General features: G+C 42.4%; 22 protein-coding genes. All 22 read right to left on the bottom strand.

What is annotated here, in order from left to right; all coding sequences use genetic code 11:
- Positions 1-17: 17 nt before the first annotated feature.
- Positions 18-203, bottom strand: coding sequence for a 30S ribosomal protein S14 (rpsN, locus tag NSQ36_RS00800; RefSeq protein ID WP_008356542.1), 186 nt, complete (start codon positions 201-203; stop codon positions 18-20).
- A gap of 22 nt (positions 204-225) precedes the next feature.
- Entirely contained in the window at positions 226-765 is a 540-nt protein-coding gene (rplE, locus tag NSQ36_RS00795; protein WP_003217159.1) for a 50S ribosomal protein L5, read from the bottom strand.
- Positions 766-790: 25 nt separating this feature from the next.
- Positions 791-1,102 (bottom strand): 50S ribosomal protein L24, encoded by a 312-nt coding sequence (gene rplX / locus NSQ36_RS00790; RefSeq protein WP_003217151.1) that lies wholly within the window; start codon positions 1,100-1,102, stop codon positions 791-793.
- A 35-nt stretch (positions 1,103-1,137) separates the two neighbouring features.
- Positions 1,138-1,506, bottom strand: a complete 369-nt coding sequence (gene rplN, locus NSQ36_RS00785; protein ID WP_003216882.1) for a 50S ribosomal protein L14 — start codon at positions 1,504-1,506, stop codon at positions 1,138-1,140.
- A gap of 39 nt (positions 1,507-1,545) precedes the next feature.
- Positions 1,546-1,809 carry a 30S ribosomal protein S17 gene (gene rpsQ / locus NSQ36_RS00780; protein WP_003216906.1) on the bottom strand — a complete coding sequence of 88 codons (264 nt, stop codon included), beginning with the start codon at positions 1,807-1,809 and terminating at the stop codon, positions 1,546-1,548.
- A 25-nt stretch (positions 1,810-1,834) separates the two neighbouring features.
- Positions 1,835-2,035, bottom strand: coding sequence for a 50S ribosomal protein L29 (gene rpmC, locus NSQ36_RS00775; RefSeq protein ID WP_003217155.1), 201 nt, complete (start codon positions 2,033-2,035; stop codon positions 1,835-1,837).
- Entirely contained in the window at positions 2,025-2,459 is a 435-nt protein-coding gene (rplP, locus tag NSQ36_RS00770; RefSeq protein WP_003217039.1) for a 50S ribosomal protein L16, read from the bottom strand. Before rplP ends, rpmC begins: the two co-directional genes overlap by 11 nt.
- Before the next feature lies 1 nt (position 2,460).
- Positions 2,461-3,117, bottom strand: a complete 657-nt coding sequence (rpsC, locus tag NSQ36_RS00765) for a 30S ribosomal protein S3 (RefSeq protein WP_003217241.1) — start codon at positions 3,115-3,117, stop codon at positions 2,461-2,463.
- Between the two features lie 3 nt (positions 3,118-3,120).
- Positions 3,121-3,462 carry a 50S ribosomal protein L22 gene (gene rplV / locus NSQ36_RS00760; protein WP_007496316.1) on the bottom strand — a complete coding sequence of 114 codons (342 nt, stop codon included), beginning with the start codon at positions 3,460-3,462 and terminating at the stop codon, positions 3,121-3,123.
- Between the two features lie 17 nt (positions 3,463-3,479).
- Positions 3,480-3,758: a 30S ribosomal protein S19 gene (gene rpsS / locus NSQ36_RS00755; protein WP_003216920.1), complete on the bottom strand. Its 279-nt coding sequence runs from the start codon at positions 3,756-3,758 to the stop codon at positions 3,480-3,482.
- A gap of 57 nt (positions 3,759-3,815) precedes the next feature.
- Positions 3,816-4,649: a 50S ribosomal protein L2 gene (gene rplB / locus NSQ36_RS00750; protein WP_003217065.1), complete on the bottom strand. Its 834-nt coding sequence runs from the start codon at positions 4,647-4,649 to the stop codon at positions 3,816-3,818.
- A 28-nt stretch (positions 4,650-4,677) separates the two neighbouring features.
- Positions 4,678-4,965: a 50S ribosomal protein L23 gene (gene rplW / locus NSQ36_RS00745; RefSeq protein WP_003217016.1), complete on the bottom strand. Its 288-nt coding sequence runs from the start codon at positions 4,963-4,965 to the stop codon at positions 4,678-4,680.
- Positions 4,965-5,588, bottom strand: coding sequence for a 50S ribosomal protein L4 (rplD, locus tag NSQ36_RS00740; RefSeq protein ID WP_003217216.1), 624 nt, complete (start codon positions 5,586-5,588; stop codon positions 4,965-4,967). The genes rplW and rplD overlap by 1 nt, the downstream gene beginning before the upstream one ends.
- Before the next feature lie 27 nt (positions 5,589-5,615).
- Positions 5,616-6,245 (bottom strand): 50S ribosomal protein L3, encoded by a 630-nt coding sequence (gene rplC / locus NSQ36_RS00735; RefSeq protein ID WP_003217069.1) that lies wholly within the window; start codon positions 6,243-6,245, stop codon positions 5,616-5,618.
- Between the two features lie 37 nt (positions 6,246-6,282).
- Positions 6,283-6,591, bottom strand: a complete 309-nt coding sequence (gene rpsJ / locus NSQ36_RS00730) for a 30S ribosomal protein S10 (protein ID WP_003156464.1) — start codon at positions 6,589-6,591, stop codon at positions 6,283-6,285.
- 218 nt (positions 6,592-6,809) lie between these two features.
- Positions 6,810-7,769 (bottom strand): alpha/beta hydrolase, encoded by a 960-nt coding sequence (locus NSQ36_RS00725; RefSeq protein WP_327840894.1) that lies wholly within the window; start codon positions 7,767-7,769, stop codon positions 6,810-6,812.
- 109 nt (positions 7,770-7,878) lie between these two features.
- Positions 7,879-9,069 carry an elongation factor Tu gene (gene tuf, locus NSQ36_RS00720; RefSeq protein WP_003217109.1) on the bottom strand — a complete coding sequence of 397 codons (1,191 nt, stop codon included), beginning with the start codon at positions 9,067-9,069 and terminating at the stop codon, positions 7,879-7,881.
- A gap of 118 nt (positions 9,070-9,187) precedes the next feature.
- Positions 9,188-11,266, bottom strand: coding sequence for an elongation factor G (gene fusA / locus NSQ36_RS00715; RefSeq protein WP_050945820.1), 2,079 nt, complete (start codon positions 11,264-11,266; stop codon positions 9,188-9,190).
- A gap of 54 nt (positions 11,267-11,320) precedes the next feature.
- Positions 11,321-11,791 (bottom strand): 30S ribosomal protein S7, encoded by a 471-nt coding sequence (gene rpsG, locus NSQ36_RS00710; protein ID WP_003216884.1) that lies wholly within the window; start codon positions 11,789-11,791, stop codon positions 11,321-11,323.
- Positions 11,792-11,911: 120 nt separating this feature from the next.
- Positions 11,912-12,331, bottom strand: coding sequence for a 30S ribosomal protein S12 (gene rpsL / locus NSQ36_RS00705; protein WP_003216962.1), 420 nt, complete (start codon positions 12,329-12,331; stop codon positions 11,912-11,914).
- Positions 12,332-12,443: 112 nt separating this feature from the next.
- On the bottom strand, positions 12,444-12,692 hold the full coding sequence (locus NSQ36_RS00700) for a 50S ribosomal protein L7ae-like protein (RefSeq protein ID WP_003216985.1): 249 nt from the start codon (positions 12,690-12,692) through the stop codon (positions 12,444-12,446).
- A gap of 145 nt (positions 12,693-12,837) precedes the next feature.
- Positions 12,838-16,437, bottom strand: a complete 3,600-nt coding sequence (rpoC, locus tag NSQ36_RS00695) for a DNA-directed RNA polymerase subunit beta' (RefSeq protein WP_050945821.1) — start codon at positions 16,435-16,437, stop codon at positions 12,838-12,840.
- Positions 16,438-16,470 lie beyond the last annotated feature (33 nt).

Genomic DNA, 16,470 nt, shown 5'->3' with positions numbered 1-16,470 from the left:
CTTCCCATTTATGGGGATTACCAGCTGGCTTTTTTAACGCCAGGAATTTGTCCTTTATATGCAAGTTCGCGGAAACAAATACGGCAAAGTTTAAACTTGCGAATTACTGAATGTGGACGTCCACAACGTTCGCAGCGCGTATACTCTTGAACTTTAAACTTTTGTTTGCGTTGTTGTTTCGCAATCATAGACTTTTTAGCCACGATTTCGCCTCCCTTTCATTGATTATTTCTGGAACGGCATACCTACTTGAGTTAATAACTCACGTGCTTCTTCGTCCGTATTGGCAGTCGTAACGATAACGATATCCATACCGCGGACTTTTGTTACTTTATCGTAATCAATTTCTGGGAAGATTAACTGTTCTTTAATACCAAGCGTGTAGTTTCCACGACCGTCGAAAGATTTCTTAGAAATCCCGCGGAAGTCACGTACACGTGGTAAAGATACAGAAATAAGTTTATCAAGGAAATCGTACATGCGCTCTCCGCGAAGTGTTACTTTCGCACCGATTGGCATTCCTTCACGTAGACGGAATCCAGCAATAGATTTCTTCGCACGAGTAACGACAGGTTTTTGACCAGCGATAAACGTTAATTCTTCAACAGCAGTATCGATTGCTTTAGCGTTTTGAACGGCGTCACCAACACCCATGTTGATCACGATTTTTTCGATTTTTGGCACTTGCATTACTGATTTGTATTCAAACTTAGAAACTAATGCAGGTGTAATTTCTTTTACATACTTTTCTTTAAGGCGGTTCATGAGAAAGACCTCCCTTCCTTATTTACTATTTATCTAGAACTTGCCCAGATTTTTTCGCTACACGGACTTTCTTTCCGTCCTCAACTTTATACCCAACACGTGTCACTTCACCCGTTTTAGGATCAAGCGGCATTACGTTTGATACGTGGATCGGCGCTTCTTGTTCAGAAATTCCGCCCTGAGGGTTAGCTTGGGTTGGTTTAGAGTGTTTTTTCACAAGGTTAATACCTTCTACTAAAACACGGTCATTCTTAGGGAAAGCAGCAAGGATGACTCCTTGTTTACCTTTATCTTTACCAGAGATAACCACTACTTTATCGCCCTTTTTAACATGCATTTAATCGCACCTCCTTGAGTCGCGGATTGTATTCATTAAAGTACTTCTGGTGCTAGAGAAACAATTTTCATATAGTTGTTTTCACGAAGTTCACGTGCTACTGGTCCGAAGATACGAGTTCCACGTGGGCTCTTGTCGTCACGGATAATGACACATGCATTTTCATCGAAGCTGATGTAAGATCCATCGTTTCTGCGAGCTCCGCTCTTTGTACGAACGATAACTGCTTTCACAACTTCACCTTTTTTGACAACGCCTCCTGGTGTTGCTTGTTTAACCGTACAAACAATGACATCACCGATGTTAGCCGTCTTACGTCCAGAGCCACCAAGAACTTTAATCGTTAGTACTTCGCGTGCGCCAGAGTTGTCAGCTACTTTTAAACGAGTCTCCTGTTGAATCATTAATGTTACCTCCTTTCGGAAAAAGAAATCCGAACTTTATTAGATAATAACGGCTTCTTCGACAACTTCAACTAGACGAAAGCGTTTAGTCGCAGATAAAGGACGAGTTTCCATGACCTTTACGATGTCTCCGATTTTTGCTTGGTTGTTTTCATCATGTGCTTTGAACTTTTTAGAGTATCTTACACGTTTGCCATAAAGTGAATGCTTTTTGTATGTCTCAACTACAACAGTGATGGTTTTATCCATTTTGTCAGAAACAACACGACCTTGATACACTTTACGTTGGTTACGTTCGCTCATGTTTGCGGGGCCTCCCCTCTAATTATTATTTATTAGCAGCGATTTCTCTTTGACGAATCACAGTTTTCATGCGTGCGATTGATTTACGCACTTCACGAATGCGAGCAGTGTTTTCAAGCTGCCCAGTCGCTAATTGGAAACGAAGATTGAAAAGTTCTTCTTTAAGAGACTTTACTTTTTGTTCAATTTCAGCAGTGGTAAGGTCACGAATTTCATTAGCTTTCATTTGATTCACCACCAATTTCTTCACGTTTTACGAACTTCGTTTTAATTGGCAATTTGTGAGATGCAAGACGAAGAGCTTCACGAGCAACTTCTTCAGACACACCAGAAATTTCAAATAAAACTTTGCCTGGTTTTACTACAGCCACCCATCCTTCTGGAGCACCTTTACCGGAACCCATGCGGACCTCTAGAGGTTTAGCTGTGTATGGCTTAGAAGGGAAAATTTTAATCCAAACTTTACCGCCACGTTTCATGTAACGAGTCATAGCAATACGAGCAGCTTCGATTTGACGGTTCGTGATCCAAGAAGCTTCTTGAGCTTGGATACCGTACTCACCGAAATGTACTTCAGTACCACCTTTTGCACGTCCACGCATTTTTCCACGATGTTCTCTGCGATACTTCACGCGTTTTGGCAATAACATATTATTTTCCTCCTTCCGCAGTATTCTTCTTAGTTGGAAGGACTTCTCCACGATAGATCCATACTTTTACGCCAAGCTTACCATAAGTAGTGTCAGCTTCAGCAGTAGCATAGTCGATGTCAGCACGAAGTGTGTGCAACGGAACAGTACCTTCACTGTAATATTCAGAACGAGCAATATCTGCACCGCCAAGACGACCAGAAACCATTGTTTTGATTCCTTGTGCTCCAGCACGCATTGTGCGTTGGATTGTTTGTTTTTGTGCACGACGGAATGAAATACGATTTTCAAGTTGACGAGCGATGTTTTCAGCAACTAGCTGAGCATCAAGATCTGCTCTTTTGATTTCAAGGATGTTGATGTGTACACGTTTGCCAGTTAGGCTGTTAAGAGCTTTACGAAGTGCTTCAACTTCAGATCCGCCTTTACCAATTACCATACCTGGTTTAGCCGTGTGGATTGTGATATTTACGCGGTTTGCAGCACGTTCGATTTCTACTTTAGAAACAGACGCGTCAGACAAACGCTTGCTGATGAATTCACGGATTTTCAAGTCTTCATGTAAGAAGTCAGCGTAATCTTTTCCTGCGAACCATTTAGATTCCCAATCACGAATGACGCCAATACGAAGACCTACTGGATTTACCTTTTGACCCACGGATTATCCCTCCTTCTTTTCTGATACAACGATTGTAATGTGGCTAGTACGTTTGTTAATTGCGCTCGCACGACCCATAGCACGTGGACGGAATCTCTTAAGTGTTGGACCTTCGTCAACGAATGCTTGAGTAATCACTAGGCTGTTAGCGTCCAACTCGTAGTTGTGCTCAGCGTTTGCGATAGCAGATTTTAATACTTTTTCAATAATTGGTGAAGCAGCCTTAGGTGTAAGGTTTAAGATAGAAACTGCTTCTCCTACTTGCTTACCTCGGATCAGGTCCATTACTAGACGTGCTTTACGAGGAGCAATACGGACTGTTCTTGCGACAGCTTTAGCTTGCATTTAAAAGCCTCCTCTCATTAGCGTCTTGTTTTTTTATCGTCACTAGCATGACCTTTGTAAGTACGGCTTGGTGCGAATTCGCCCAATTTGTGACCTACCATATCTTCAGAAATGAAAACAGGTACATGTTTGCGTCCGTCATAGACAGCGATTGTGTGACCGATGAATTGTGGGAAAATTGTAGAACGACGAGACCAAGTTTTTACGACTTGCTTTTTGTCAGTTTCATTCAATTTCTCGACTTTAGCCATCAAATGATCATCAACAAATGGTCCTTTTTTTAAGCTGCGAGCCATTGTGGAACCTCCCTTCGTGATTGAACTACGGTCCTAAATGAACCGTAGACAACCCCGTTACTTGTTTTTACGACGACGTACAATGAATTTATCAGACTTGTTGGTTTTCTTACGAGTCTTGAATCCAAGAGTCGGTTTGCCCCATGGAGACATTGGTGATTTACGTCCGATTGGAGCACGTCCTTCACCACCACCGTGTGGGTGATCGTTAGGGTTCATTACAGAACCACGAACTGTTGGGCGTACGCCTTTCCAGCGTGAACGTCCAGCTTTACCGATGTTAATTAATTCGTGTTGCTCGTTTCCAACTTGACCGATAGTCGCACGGCAAGCAGAAAGAATCATACGAACTTCTCCTGAGTTCAAACGTACAAGAACGTATTTACCTTCTTTACCAAGAACTTGAGCAGAAGTACCAGCAGAACGAACTAATTGTCCACCTTTACCTGGTTTTAATTCAATGTTATGCACAACTGTACCAACTGGGATGTTGATAAGTGGAAGAGCATTACCTGGTTTGATGTCAGATTCTGGTCCAGAAGTAACTTCAGTACCAACTTGGATTCCTTTCGGAGCAAGAATGTAACGTTTCTCACCATCTGCATAGTTTACAAGAGCGATGTTCGCTGAACGGTTTGGATCATACTCGATTGTAGCAACGCGTCCAGGTATACCGTCTTTATCACGTTTAAAGTCGATGATACGGTATTGACGTTTATGACCGCCACCTTGATGACGAACAGTCATTCTACCTTGGTTGTTACGTCCGCCTTTTCTGTGAAGCGGCGCAAGCAACGATTTTTCTGGTTTGTCAGTCGTGATTTCAGCAAAATCTGAAGTAGTCATGCCACGACGACCATTACTGGTTGGTTTATACTTTTTAATCGCCATTTTGAATTTCCCTCCTTCTTTTTAAGATTTACGCTTCAAAAATTTCGATTTCTTTGCTGTCAGCTGTTAATTTCACGATCGCTTTTCTGCGACGGCTAGTCATACCAGTGTAGCGTCCAACGCGTTTAGATTTCCCTTTGTAATTTTGAACGTTGACTTTCTCAACTTTCACTCCAAAGATTTCTTCAACAGCGTCTTTCACTTCTGTTTTGTTAGCTCTGACATCAACTTCGAACGTGTACTTCTTCTCTGTCATTAGATCAGCAGAACGTTCAGTAATGATAGGGCGCTTTAGAACATCACGAGGATCTTTCATTATGCAAGTCCCTCCTCTACTTTTTCAACCGCTGCTTTAGTGATCAGAAGTTTCTCGTGGTTGACAACGTCAAGAACGTTGATACCGTTAGCTTCAACAACTGTTACTCCAGGGATGTTACGAGCAGATAAAGCAACTGTTTCGTTTGCATCCGCAGTGACGATCAACGCTTTCTTCTCGACAGATAATCCTTTAAGGATGCCTGCGAATTCTTTCGTTTTCACTGCATCAAGAGTCAGATCTTCAAGAACGATGATGTTGTTGTCGATTACTTTAGAAGACAATACTGACTTGATAGCCAAGCGGCGAACTTTTTTAGGTAATTTATAAGAATAGCTGCGTGGTGTTGGACCGAATACGATACCGCCTCCGCGCCATTGTGGTGAACGGATAGAACCTTGACGAGCACGACCAGTACCCTTCTGTCTCCAAGGCTTACGACCTCCGCCACGTACTTCAGAACGAGTTTTTACTTTGTGAGTTCCTTGACGTAAGGAAGCTCTTTGCATAAGAATAGCATCGAATACTACGCTTTCGTTTGGCTCGATTCCAAACACAGAAGCGTTTAATTCGATTTCACCGTTAGTAGAACCGTTTTGGTTAAATAATGCTACTTTTGGCATGACTTGTTTCCTCCTTTCCTAAGAGAGTTATTTAGATTTAACTGCACTCTTTACAGTTACTAGAGATTTTTTAGCTCCTGGTACATTTCCTTTGATCAATAGAAGATTGCGTTCTGCATCAACTTTAACGATCTCAAGGTTTTGGACAGTGATTTGCTCTCCGCCCATACGACCTGGAAGAAGTTTACCTTTGAATACTCGGTTTGGATCAACAGGCCCCATTGAACCAGGACGACGGTGGTAACGTGAACCGTGAGTCATTGGTCCGCGTGATTGTCCGTGGCGCTTGATAGCCCCTTGGAATCCTTTACCTTTTGATGTTCCTGTTACATCTACGATATCTCCATTTGCGAAAATATCAACTTTGACTTCCTGACCAACTTCATACGCATCTAACTCCGCACCGCGTAATTCTTTTACGAAGCGCTTAGGAGCAGTTTCCGCTTTAGCAACGTGGCCCTTCTCTGGTTTGTTAGAAAGCTTTTCACGTTTGTCGTCAAAACCGATTTGGATTGCTTCATAGCCATCCGTGTCAGCAGTCTTCTTTTGAAGAACAACGTTAGCAGCAGCCTCAACAACAGTTACAGGGATAAGATCACCGTTTTCTGCGAATACTTGCGTCATACCAATTTTTCTACCTAAGATTCCTTTGGTCATTAGTCACACCTCCTATAATATGTGTTTTCTATTTGAATTAAAGTTTGATTTCGATATCTACACCAGATGGTAAATCTAAACGCATAAGTGCATCAACTGTTTGTGGAGTTGGATTCACGATGTCGATTAGACGTTTGTGAGTACGCATCTCAAATTGCTCACGAGAATCTTTGTACTTATGCACCGCACGAAGGATTGTGTAAACTGATTTTTCAGTTGGAAGCGGAATTGGACCAGATACACTAGCACCAGAACGCTTAGCCGTTTCAACAATCTTCTCAGCAGATTGATCAAGAATTCTATGATCATATGCTTTTAAACGAATACGAATTTTTTGTTTTGCCATTATTTTCCCTCCTTTTCGCCTACTTACGTTAGACAGTTCTCCGTGAGAAAAACCTGATCACCTTGCCATGGCAAAGCGGCCGGGTGTGTCAGCAACCTCTCACTTCATCGCAGTCAAAGACCAACATGCACTATTGTACCAAATTGGCCTGCGTGTTGCAATAATAAATCGGATAAATTTATGATTTGCACACTTTTCATATTATACAGGGGTTGAGCCTATAAATCAAGCTTTCCCTGAAGATGATGTACAGCCGTCTTTTTTATGGTACGAATAAATTCTTCTGGCTCTTCTAGATGCGGGGAATGTGCAGATTCTTTAAAAGTGAACCATTCTTTGACTGGTGCTGTTAATTGCTCAACATAAGGTTTTGATACAGCAGCTGGTGTAATCATGTCATATTCACCAATGATAAAGTAACAAGGTATTAATATAGTAGAAACTCGGTATTCAATGCTCTCATTCATCAATTCATTCCATAGCATGTCCTGACTAAGCTTCTGTCCTTTAAGGAAATTCCACTTATCTTTGAGCTGATATTCCTTACTAAAAAGAAACCCGCGTAGCATTTGAATCAGCGGCTTCCACCTATGTGTGAGACCTACGCTTCCGAGCTCTTTATATAGAGAGAACAGAGCATGAGCTGATATTCGTTTCCACGGAGGAGGCGTCAGTAATCGCAGGCAACAAGTAAACAACCGATTTCGTTCGCATTTCTCCAAAAGAAGCTTGTATGACACAATATCTTCTTTTATTACATCTACTACCTGACTAATTCCATAATAAGCGTGATATAGATCTGGGCGCTTATGTACTGCTTGTATGGCGATTAATGACCCCCATGAATATCCGGCGATGTACAATTTTGATTGACCTAGATATGAAAGGACTTTCTCTGTCAGTTCAATCGTATCTTCAATAAATTGCTGAATGGTCATAGAAGTATTGGGGAGGTTCTTTTGATAGGAAAGTCCCGCACCTCGCTGATCCCAATGAACAACTGTAAAATCGTGATTAAGTTCCTCATGAAATGAGTCGATATAGCTGATTTGAGCGGAGCCGGGCCCACCGTGTAAAAATAATAGAACAGGCTTCGCTTCACTTGTGTGATCTTCTTTGATCATAATCCATTGGTCAACCCCGCCGATTAACCATTTCTTCAAATATGTCTTCGCCATTCCAGTGATCCTCTCGGTTCCATTTAGATTCTATAGCTTATAGTAGCCGTTCTGATCTGGAAAAGCAAAAAAAGAGACCCTTTTGCAAGGAGTCTCTTTTAAATGTTTATTACTTAATGATATTTGAAACGACGCCAGAACCTACAGTACGTCCACCCTCACGGATAGAGAAACGAGTTCCTTCTTCGATAGCGATAGTAGAGATAAGTTCAACTTCCATCTCAGTGTTATCGCCAGGCATAACCATTTCAGTACCTTCTGGAAGATGTACGATACCAGTTACGTCAGTTGTACGGAAGTAGAACTGCGGACGGTAGTTAGCGAAGAATGGAGTATGACGTCCACCCTCTTCTTTAGAAAGTACATAAACTTCAGCTTTGAAACGGCTATGTGGAGTGATTGTACCTGGTTTAGCAAGTACTTGACCACGTTGGATATCTTCACGAGATACACCACGAAGTAGTGCACCGATGTTGTCACCAGCTTCAGCATAGTCAAGAAGTTTACGGAACATTTCAACACCTGTAACAGTTGTTTTACCATTGTCTTCTTGAAGACCGATGATTTCAACTTCGTCACCGACTTTAACTTGTCCACGCTCAACACGACCAGTAGCAACAGTTCCACGACCAGTGATTGAGAATACATCCTCAACTGGCATCATGAATGGCTTCTCAATGTCACGTTCTGGAGTTGGGATGTACTCATCAACCGCATCCATAAGTTCAAAGATTTTTGCTTCGTAATCAGCATCTCCTTCAAGAGCTTTAAGAGCAGAACCTTTGATAACTGGAACATCATCACCAGGGAAGTCATAGTCAGAAAGAAGGTCACGAACTTCCATTTCAACAAGTTCAAGTAACTCTTCATCGTCAACCATGTCACATTTGTTAAGGAATACTACGATGTATGGTACACCTACGTTACGAGAAAGTAGGATGTGCTCACGTGTTTGTGGCATTGGACCATCAGCAGCAGATACTACTAAGATCGCGCCGTCCATTTGAGCAGCACCAGTGATCATGTTTTTAACGTAGTCAGCGTGTCCTGGGCAGTCTACGTGTGCATAGTGACGAGTGTCTGTTTCATACTCGACGTGTGAAGTTGAGATTGTGATTCCACGCTCGCGCTCTTCTGGAGCACCATCGATTTGGTCATATCCCATAGCTGATCCTTTACCAGACTTCTTATGAAGAACTGTTGAGATAGCAGCAGTTAGAGTTGTTTTACCATGGTCAACGTGTCCAATTGTACCAATGTTAGCATGCGATTTGGAACGGTCGAATTTTTCTTTAGCCATTCTAAAAATCCTCCTTAAAGGTTCATTGTATTTGGTATAGAGTGATAGAAAGTGAAGAGTTACCCCTCACTTTCTGATCTTCAATAGTAGTTATACTTTAGTTTAAAGGCAAAATCAATTATTCACCTTTATTTTTTTTGATGATTTCTTCACTGATGCTCTTAGGCACTTCTTCGTAGTGATCCATGTGCATAGTGAAAGTACCGCGTCCTTGTGTGTTAGAACGGAGTGAAGTTGCATATCCGAACATTTCAGAAAGTGGAACCATTGCGCGAACAACTTGAGCGTTACCGCGAGCTTCCATACCTTCTACACGTCCACGACGAGATGTGATATCACCCATGATGTCTCCCATGTATTCTTCAGGGATAACGACTTCCACTTTCATCATTGGCTCAAGTAGAACTGGGTTACATTTGCTGACAGCATTTTTCAATGCCATAGATGCAGCAATTTTAAACGCCATTTCGTTCGAGTCAACATCGTGGTATGATCCATCAAATAATTTAGCTTTGATGTCGATTAATGGGAATCCAGCTAATACACCATTTTCAAGTGAATCTTCAAGACCTGCTTGAATAGCTGGAATGTATTCACGAGGAACAACCCCACCGACGATTGCATTTTGGAATTCGAAGCCTGCGCCTTCTTCGTTTGGTTCGAATTCGATCCAAACGTGTCCGAACTGACCACGTCCACCAGACTGACGTACGAATTTACCTTCAACTTTTGCACCAGAACGGAATGTTTCACGGTACGCAACTTGAGGAGCACCTACGTTAGCTTCAACCTTGAACTCACGCTTCATACGGTCAACAATGATATCAAGGTGAAGCTCACCCATACCAGAGATGATCGTTTGACCAGTTTCAGGGTTTGTTTGTGTACGGAATGTTGGATCCTCTTCAGCTAGTTTAGCTAAAGCGATACCCATTTTATCTTGGTCAGCTTTTGATTTAGGCTCGATTGCTACATCGATAACTGGCTCTGGGAATTCCATAGACTCAAGGATAACAGTATCTTTCTCGTCACAAAGAGTGTCACCAGTAGATGTATCTTTAAGACCAACAGCTGCTGCGATATCCCCTGCATATACAGTAGAGATTTCTTCACGGCTGTTTGCGTGCATTTGAAGGATACGTCCAACACGCTCACGCTTGTTCTTAGAAGAGTTCTTCACGTATGAACCTGAAGCAAGTGTTCCAGAGTATACGCGGAAGAAAGTAAGTTTCCCAACATAAGGGTCAGTCATAACTTTAAATGCAAGAGCTGCGAATGGTGCGTCATCAGTAGACTCACGAACAACCTCTTCATTTGAATCTGGCAGGATACCTTTGATTGCAGCAACATCAGTTGGTGCAGGAAGGTAATCAAGCACAGCATCAAGTACAAGCTGAACACCTTTGTTTTTGAAAGCAGATCCAACAAGAACTGGGTAGAATTCAACATTCAACGTTCCTTTACGGATTGCAGCTTTCAATTCAGGAATTGTAATTTCTTCACCCTCAAGGTATTTTTCCATAAGCTCTTCATCAAGCTCAGCGACAGCTTCAATAAGGCTGTTGCGAAGCTCTTCAGCTTTGTCTTTATACTCAGCAGGGATTTCTTGTGCATCAGAGCGAGTTCCAAGGTCATCTTCGTAGAAGTATGCTACGTTATCTACAAGGTCGATGATTCCTTCGAATTGATCTTCAGCGCCGATCGGCAATTGAATTGCATGAGCGTTCGCTTGAAGACGATCTCTTAATGTGCCTACAGAGTAAAGGAAGTCCGCACCGGTTTTATCCATTTTGTTAACGAATACGATACGAGGTACTCCGTAAGTTGTTGCTTGGCGCCAAACTGTTTCAGTTTGTGGCTCTACACCTGATTGTGCATCAAGAACTGCTACCGCACCATCAAGTACACGTAAAGAACGTTCAACTTCAACAGTGAAGTCTACGTGTCCTGGTGTATCGATGATGTTTACACGGTAACCTTTCCATTGTGCTGTAGTAGCAGCAGAAGTGATTGTAATACCACGTTCTTGCTCCTGCTCCATCCAGTCCATTTGGGAAGCTCCTTCGTGAGTTTCACCAATTTTATGGATACGACCAGTGTAGTATAAGATACGCTCAGTCGTTGTCGTTTTACCAGCATCGATGTGAGCCATGATACCAATATTACGAGTTTTGTCTAAGGAGAACTCTCTTGCCATTGGGTAATTTCTCCTTCCTTATTAGGGAATAGTTTTTTTAGTTTGGTATAAATCCTACCAGCGGTAGTGAGCGAATGCTTTGTTCGCTTCTGCCATTTTGTGTGTATCTTCACGTTTCTTAACAGCAGCACCAGTGTTGTTAGCTGCGTCAAGGATTTCGTTAGCAAGACGCTCTTCCATCGTTTTTTCTCCACGAAGACGAGCGTAGTTTACTAACCAGCGAAGACCTAAAGTAGTACGACGGTCTGGGCGAACTTCTACAGGAACTTGGTAGTTAGCTCCACCTACACGACGTGCTTTAACTTCAAGAACTGGCATGATGTTTTTCAAGGCTTGTTCGAAAACCTCCATCGCTTCATTACCAGTACGTTCTTTGATGATATCAAATGACTTGTAGAGAATTGTTTGTGACTTTCCTCTTTTACCGTCGATCATCATTTTGTTGATCAAACGAGATACAAGTTTAGAATTGTAAATTGGATCTGGCAATACGTCTCTTTTTGCTACAGGACCTTTACGTGGCATCTGATAGCCTCCCTTCTCATTTAAAAGGATTTCTATCTGTCTCTCATCTCAATATCATTGTCAGTTGCCTGACTCCACTGATCTGATATCAACTTCTAAAAACCCTTATGTTTGTTTGTATTATTTACTTTGTTTAGGGCGTTTTGTTCCGTATTTAGAACGTCCTTGCATACGACCGTCAACTCCGGCAGTATCAAGCGCACCACGAACGATGTGGTAACGTACACCCGGTAAGTCTTTTACACGTCCGCCACGGATAAGTACTACACTGTGCTCTTGTAGATTATGACCGATACCAGGAATGTAAGCTGTTACCTCAATCAGGTTAGACAAACGTACACGAGCATATTTACGTAGTGCTGAGTTTGGTTTTTTCGGTGTCATTGTGCCGACACGAGTACAAACCCCGCGCTTCTGTGGAGATGTTACGTTAGTGTGCTCTTTTTTGAAACTGTTGTATCCTTTGTTAAGTGCAGGAGACTTTGAGTTTTCAACTTTACTCACGCGTCCTTTGCGTATTAGCTGATTAATTGTAGGCATGTTGTTATTCCTCCCTTCGTTGCTTTTTTTATAACCCACATACCCAGGTGGTTCATTAAAAGGCAAAAAACAATGCTTTTGCATTTACACATGCAAAAACAAAACAAGTACGCTATAACATAATGGCAACAGCTGCTGCCCCAACTTCAATTCCGCAGGCTTTGCCGAGCTTTTTCATGGAATCTACCACTAAAATGTCTACACCCTTCTCTTGCGCTAGTTTTGTTACACTAGCTGTTAAAGCAGGATCAGCATCTTTCGCTACGACGATTTCCTTTACTGAATCTCGTTTCAGAGCTTTTACTGTTTGCTTCGTACCAATAATAATGGATTGAGCCTGTGATACTTTATCATAAGACATCGAATATCCTCCAAAGTAACAGGTTTTATTTTGAGCACCTTGGTTATATTATCATCATGGCAGAAGGATGTCAATATCATATGACAGATTATCTTGACATCCTTCACCATTTTTTGATGATTTTATAGGAATCTCACGAGAAAGATTACTCTACAGGCACCATATCGTCAGACGGTTGCACTTGTGAAACCGGCTTAACTTTACGGTAGTTTGGCATTCCTGTTCCAGCTGGAACAAGTTTACCGATGATAACATTCTCTTTCAAGCCAAGCAGTTCATCACGTTTTCCTTTGATCGCCGCATCTGTTAGGACACGAGTCGTTTCTTGGAAGGATGCTGCAGACAAGAATGAGTCTGTTTCAAGCGATGCTTTTGTAATACCAAGAAGAACTGGGCGGCCTGTTGCAGGGCGCTTGCCTTCGAATAGTACTTTTTTGTTCGCTTCAGTGAATTGATGTACATCAAGAAGTGTGCCTGGTAATACATCTGTATCCCCTGCATCAGCGACACGCACTTTACGAAGCATTTGGCGAACCATTACCTCAACGTGCTTATCTCCGATTTCTACCCCTTGCATACGGTATACTTTTTGTACTTCATGAAGCAGATATTCTTGAACAGCTGTCATGTCAGTCACTTTAAGAAGTTCTTTCGGATCGATCGAACCTTCTGTCAGTACTTGACCACGAGTAACTTTGTCACCTTCAACAACTTTCAGACGTGCATTGTAAGGAGCTGTGTAAGAGCGAGTTTCAACGTCGCCTTGAACCACAATTTCCTGCTGCTTGTCACGAACATCGTTAATTTCAGCAACGACACCATCAATTTCAGAAATCGTCGCTTGCCCTTTCGGATTACGCGCTTCAAATAGCTCTTGGATACGAGGTAAACCTTGTGTGATATCGTCTCCTGCTACCCCACCGGTGTGGAACGTACGCATTGTAAGCTGTGTTCCTGGCTCACCGATTGATTGAGCAGCGATGATTCCAACTGCTTCACCGACTTCAACGTCAGTACCAGTTGCAAGGTTACGGCCGTAGCATCGTTTACATACACCATGAGGCGTGTTACATGTAAATGCAGAACGGATCCATACTTCCTCAATTCCTGCTTCAACTACTTCAAGTGCTTTATCTTCATCAATTAGTTCGTTTTCGCCAACAATGACTTCGCCCGTTTCAGGATGAACAATTGGTTTTCTTGCAAAACGTCCAATTAGACGTTCTTCAAGTTTCTCAATAATTTCATTTCCTTCTCTAATGGACTTTGCCAAGATACCACGGTCTGTACCGCAATCTGTTTCACGGATGATAACATCCTGTGCAACGTCGACGAGACGACGCGTGAGGTAACCTGAGTCAGCTGTTTTAAGGGCTGTATCGGCAAGACCTTTACGCGCTCCGTGAGTGGAAATAAAGTATTCCAATACGGTTAAACCTTCACGGAAACTAGATTTGATCGGAAGTTCAATGATACGTCCAGCCGGGTTGGCCATCAGACCACGCATACCAGCCAGCTGAGTGAAGTTAGATGCGTTACCACGCGCCCCAGAGTCACTCATCATGTAGATTGGGTTGACTTCATCAAGGGACTTCATCAGTTTACCTTGGATGACATCTTTAGAAGAACTCCAGATCGAAATGACTCTCTCGTAACGCTCTTCTTCAGTAATCAAACCACGTCTGAATTGCTTCATGACGTTATCTACTTTTGCTTGCGCTTCTTCGAGGATCTTCTGTTTATCATCTAATACGACGATATCAGACACCCCAACCGTAATACCCGCTTTAGTAGAGTATTTGAAACCAAGATTTTTCATGCGGTCAAGCATTTTAGATGTCTCAGTGATATGGAATCTCTTAAAGATTTCCGCAATGATTTTACCTAAAATACCTTTTTTGAACGGCGCATTGATTTCTTGTTTCTCAATCGCAGCTTTGACATCTTCACCTTTTTCAAGGAAGAAGCGGTCAGGCGTTTTTTCTTCAATATTGCTCTTTGTCGGCTCATTCATGTAAGGGAATGATTCCGGTAAGATTTCGTTAAAGATTAGTTTTCCAACTGTTGTAATCAACAATTTAGAACGCTGTTCATCAGTGAATGTCACATTCTTCAACGAGTTAGCTGCAACAGCTACACGTGTATGAAGATGCACATACCCATTTTGATAAGCTAGAAGGGCTTCGTTCGTATCTTTGAAGATCATACCTTCTCCGATAGCACCTTTACGCTCAAGTGTAAGGTAGTAGTTACCAAGCACCATATCCTGAGATGGCGTAACAACAGGTTTTCCATCTTTCGGGTTCAAAATGTTTTGAGCAGCAAGCATTAAGATACGAGCTTCAGCTTGAGCCTCAGCAGATAATGGTACGTGAACCGCCATTTGGTCACCGTCAAAGTCAGCGTTGTAGGCTGTACATACAAGTGGATGCAGACGAATTGCGCGTCCTTCCACAAGTGTAGGTTCAAACGCTTGAATACCAAGTCTGTGAAGAGTCGGTGCACGGTTTAGTAAGACTGGATGCTCACGAATCACTGATTCTAAAACATCCCATACTTCCGGCTGCACGCGCTCAATTTTACGCTTCGCACTCTTGATGTTGTGAGCTAAACCTTTTTCAACAAGCTCCTTCATCACGAATGGTTTGAATAATTCAAGAGCCATTTCTTTCGGAAGTCCACACTGATACATTTTCAAATGTGGTCCTACGACGATAACGGAACGTCCAGAATAGTCAACACGTTTACCAAGCAAGTTTTGACGGAAACGTCCTTGTTTCCCTTTCAGCATATGAGAAAGAGATTTCAATGGTCTGTTTCCTGGTCCTGTTACTGGTCGGCCTCTACGTCCATTATCAATCAAGGCATCGACAGCTTCTTGAAGCATACGCTTCTCGTTCTGAACGATGATGCTTGGCGCGCCAAGATCTAATAAACGTTTCAGACGATTGTTACGGTTGATGACACGACGATAAAGGTCGTTTAAGTCAGAAGTAGCAAAACGTCCACCATCAAGCTGAACCATTGGACGTAATTCTGGCGGAATAACCGGAAGTACATCAAGAATCATCCATGATGGTTTGTTTCCTGAGTTACGGAAGGCTTCTAGCACTTCAAGGCGTTTAATCGCACGAGTACGACGCTGTCCTTGAGCAGTTTTCAGCTCTTCTTTCAGTGCATCTACTTCTTTTACAAGATCGATATCTTGAAGAAGTTTATTGATTGCTTCTGCACCCATAGCTGCTTGGAATGTATTACCGTATTTATCTAAATAAGCACGGAATTCCTTCTCAGAAAGAAGTTGTTTCTTCTCAAGCGGTGTGTTGCCAGGATCTGTCACGACGTATGAAGCGAAGTAAATCACTTCTTCTAACGCACGTGGTGACATATCAAGAACAAGACCCATACGGCTTGGGATACCTTTGAAATACCAAATGTGGGAAACTGGGGCAGCCAGTTCGATATGCCCCATTCTCTCACGACGGACTTTTGCCCGTGTTACTTCTACACCACAACGGTCACATACAACACCCTTATAACGAACGCGTTTATACTTTCCACAATGACATTCCCAGTCTTTTTGTGGTCCGAAGATACGTTCACAAAAGAGACCATCTTTTTCAGGTTTCAGTGTACGATAGTTAATCGTTTCAGGCTTTTTCACTTCACCAAAAGACCAAGAACGGATTTTATCAGGTGATGCGAGACCGATGTTCATATACTCAAAATTGTTCACATCTAGCAAGGGGCCTACCTCCCTTTTAATCTTCGGGTTATA

The organism is Bacillus sp. FSL W8-1143, from assembly GCF_037965155.1.
Lineage (GTDB): Bacteria > Bacillota > Bacilli > Bacillales > Bacillaceae > Bacillus > Bacillus pumilus.
Note: the sequence above shows the minus strand (reverse complement) of the source record. Positions and strands in the feature narration are given on the sequence as shown.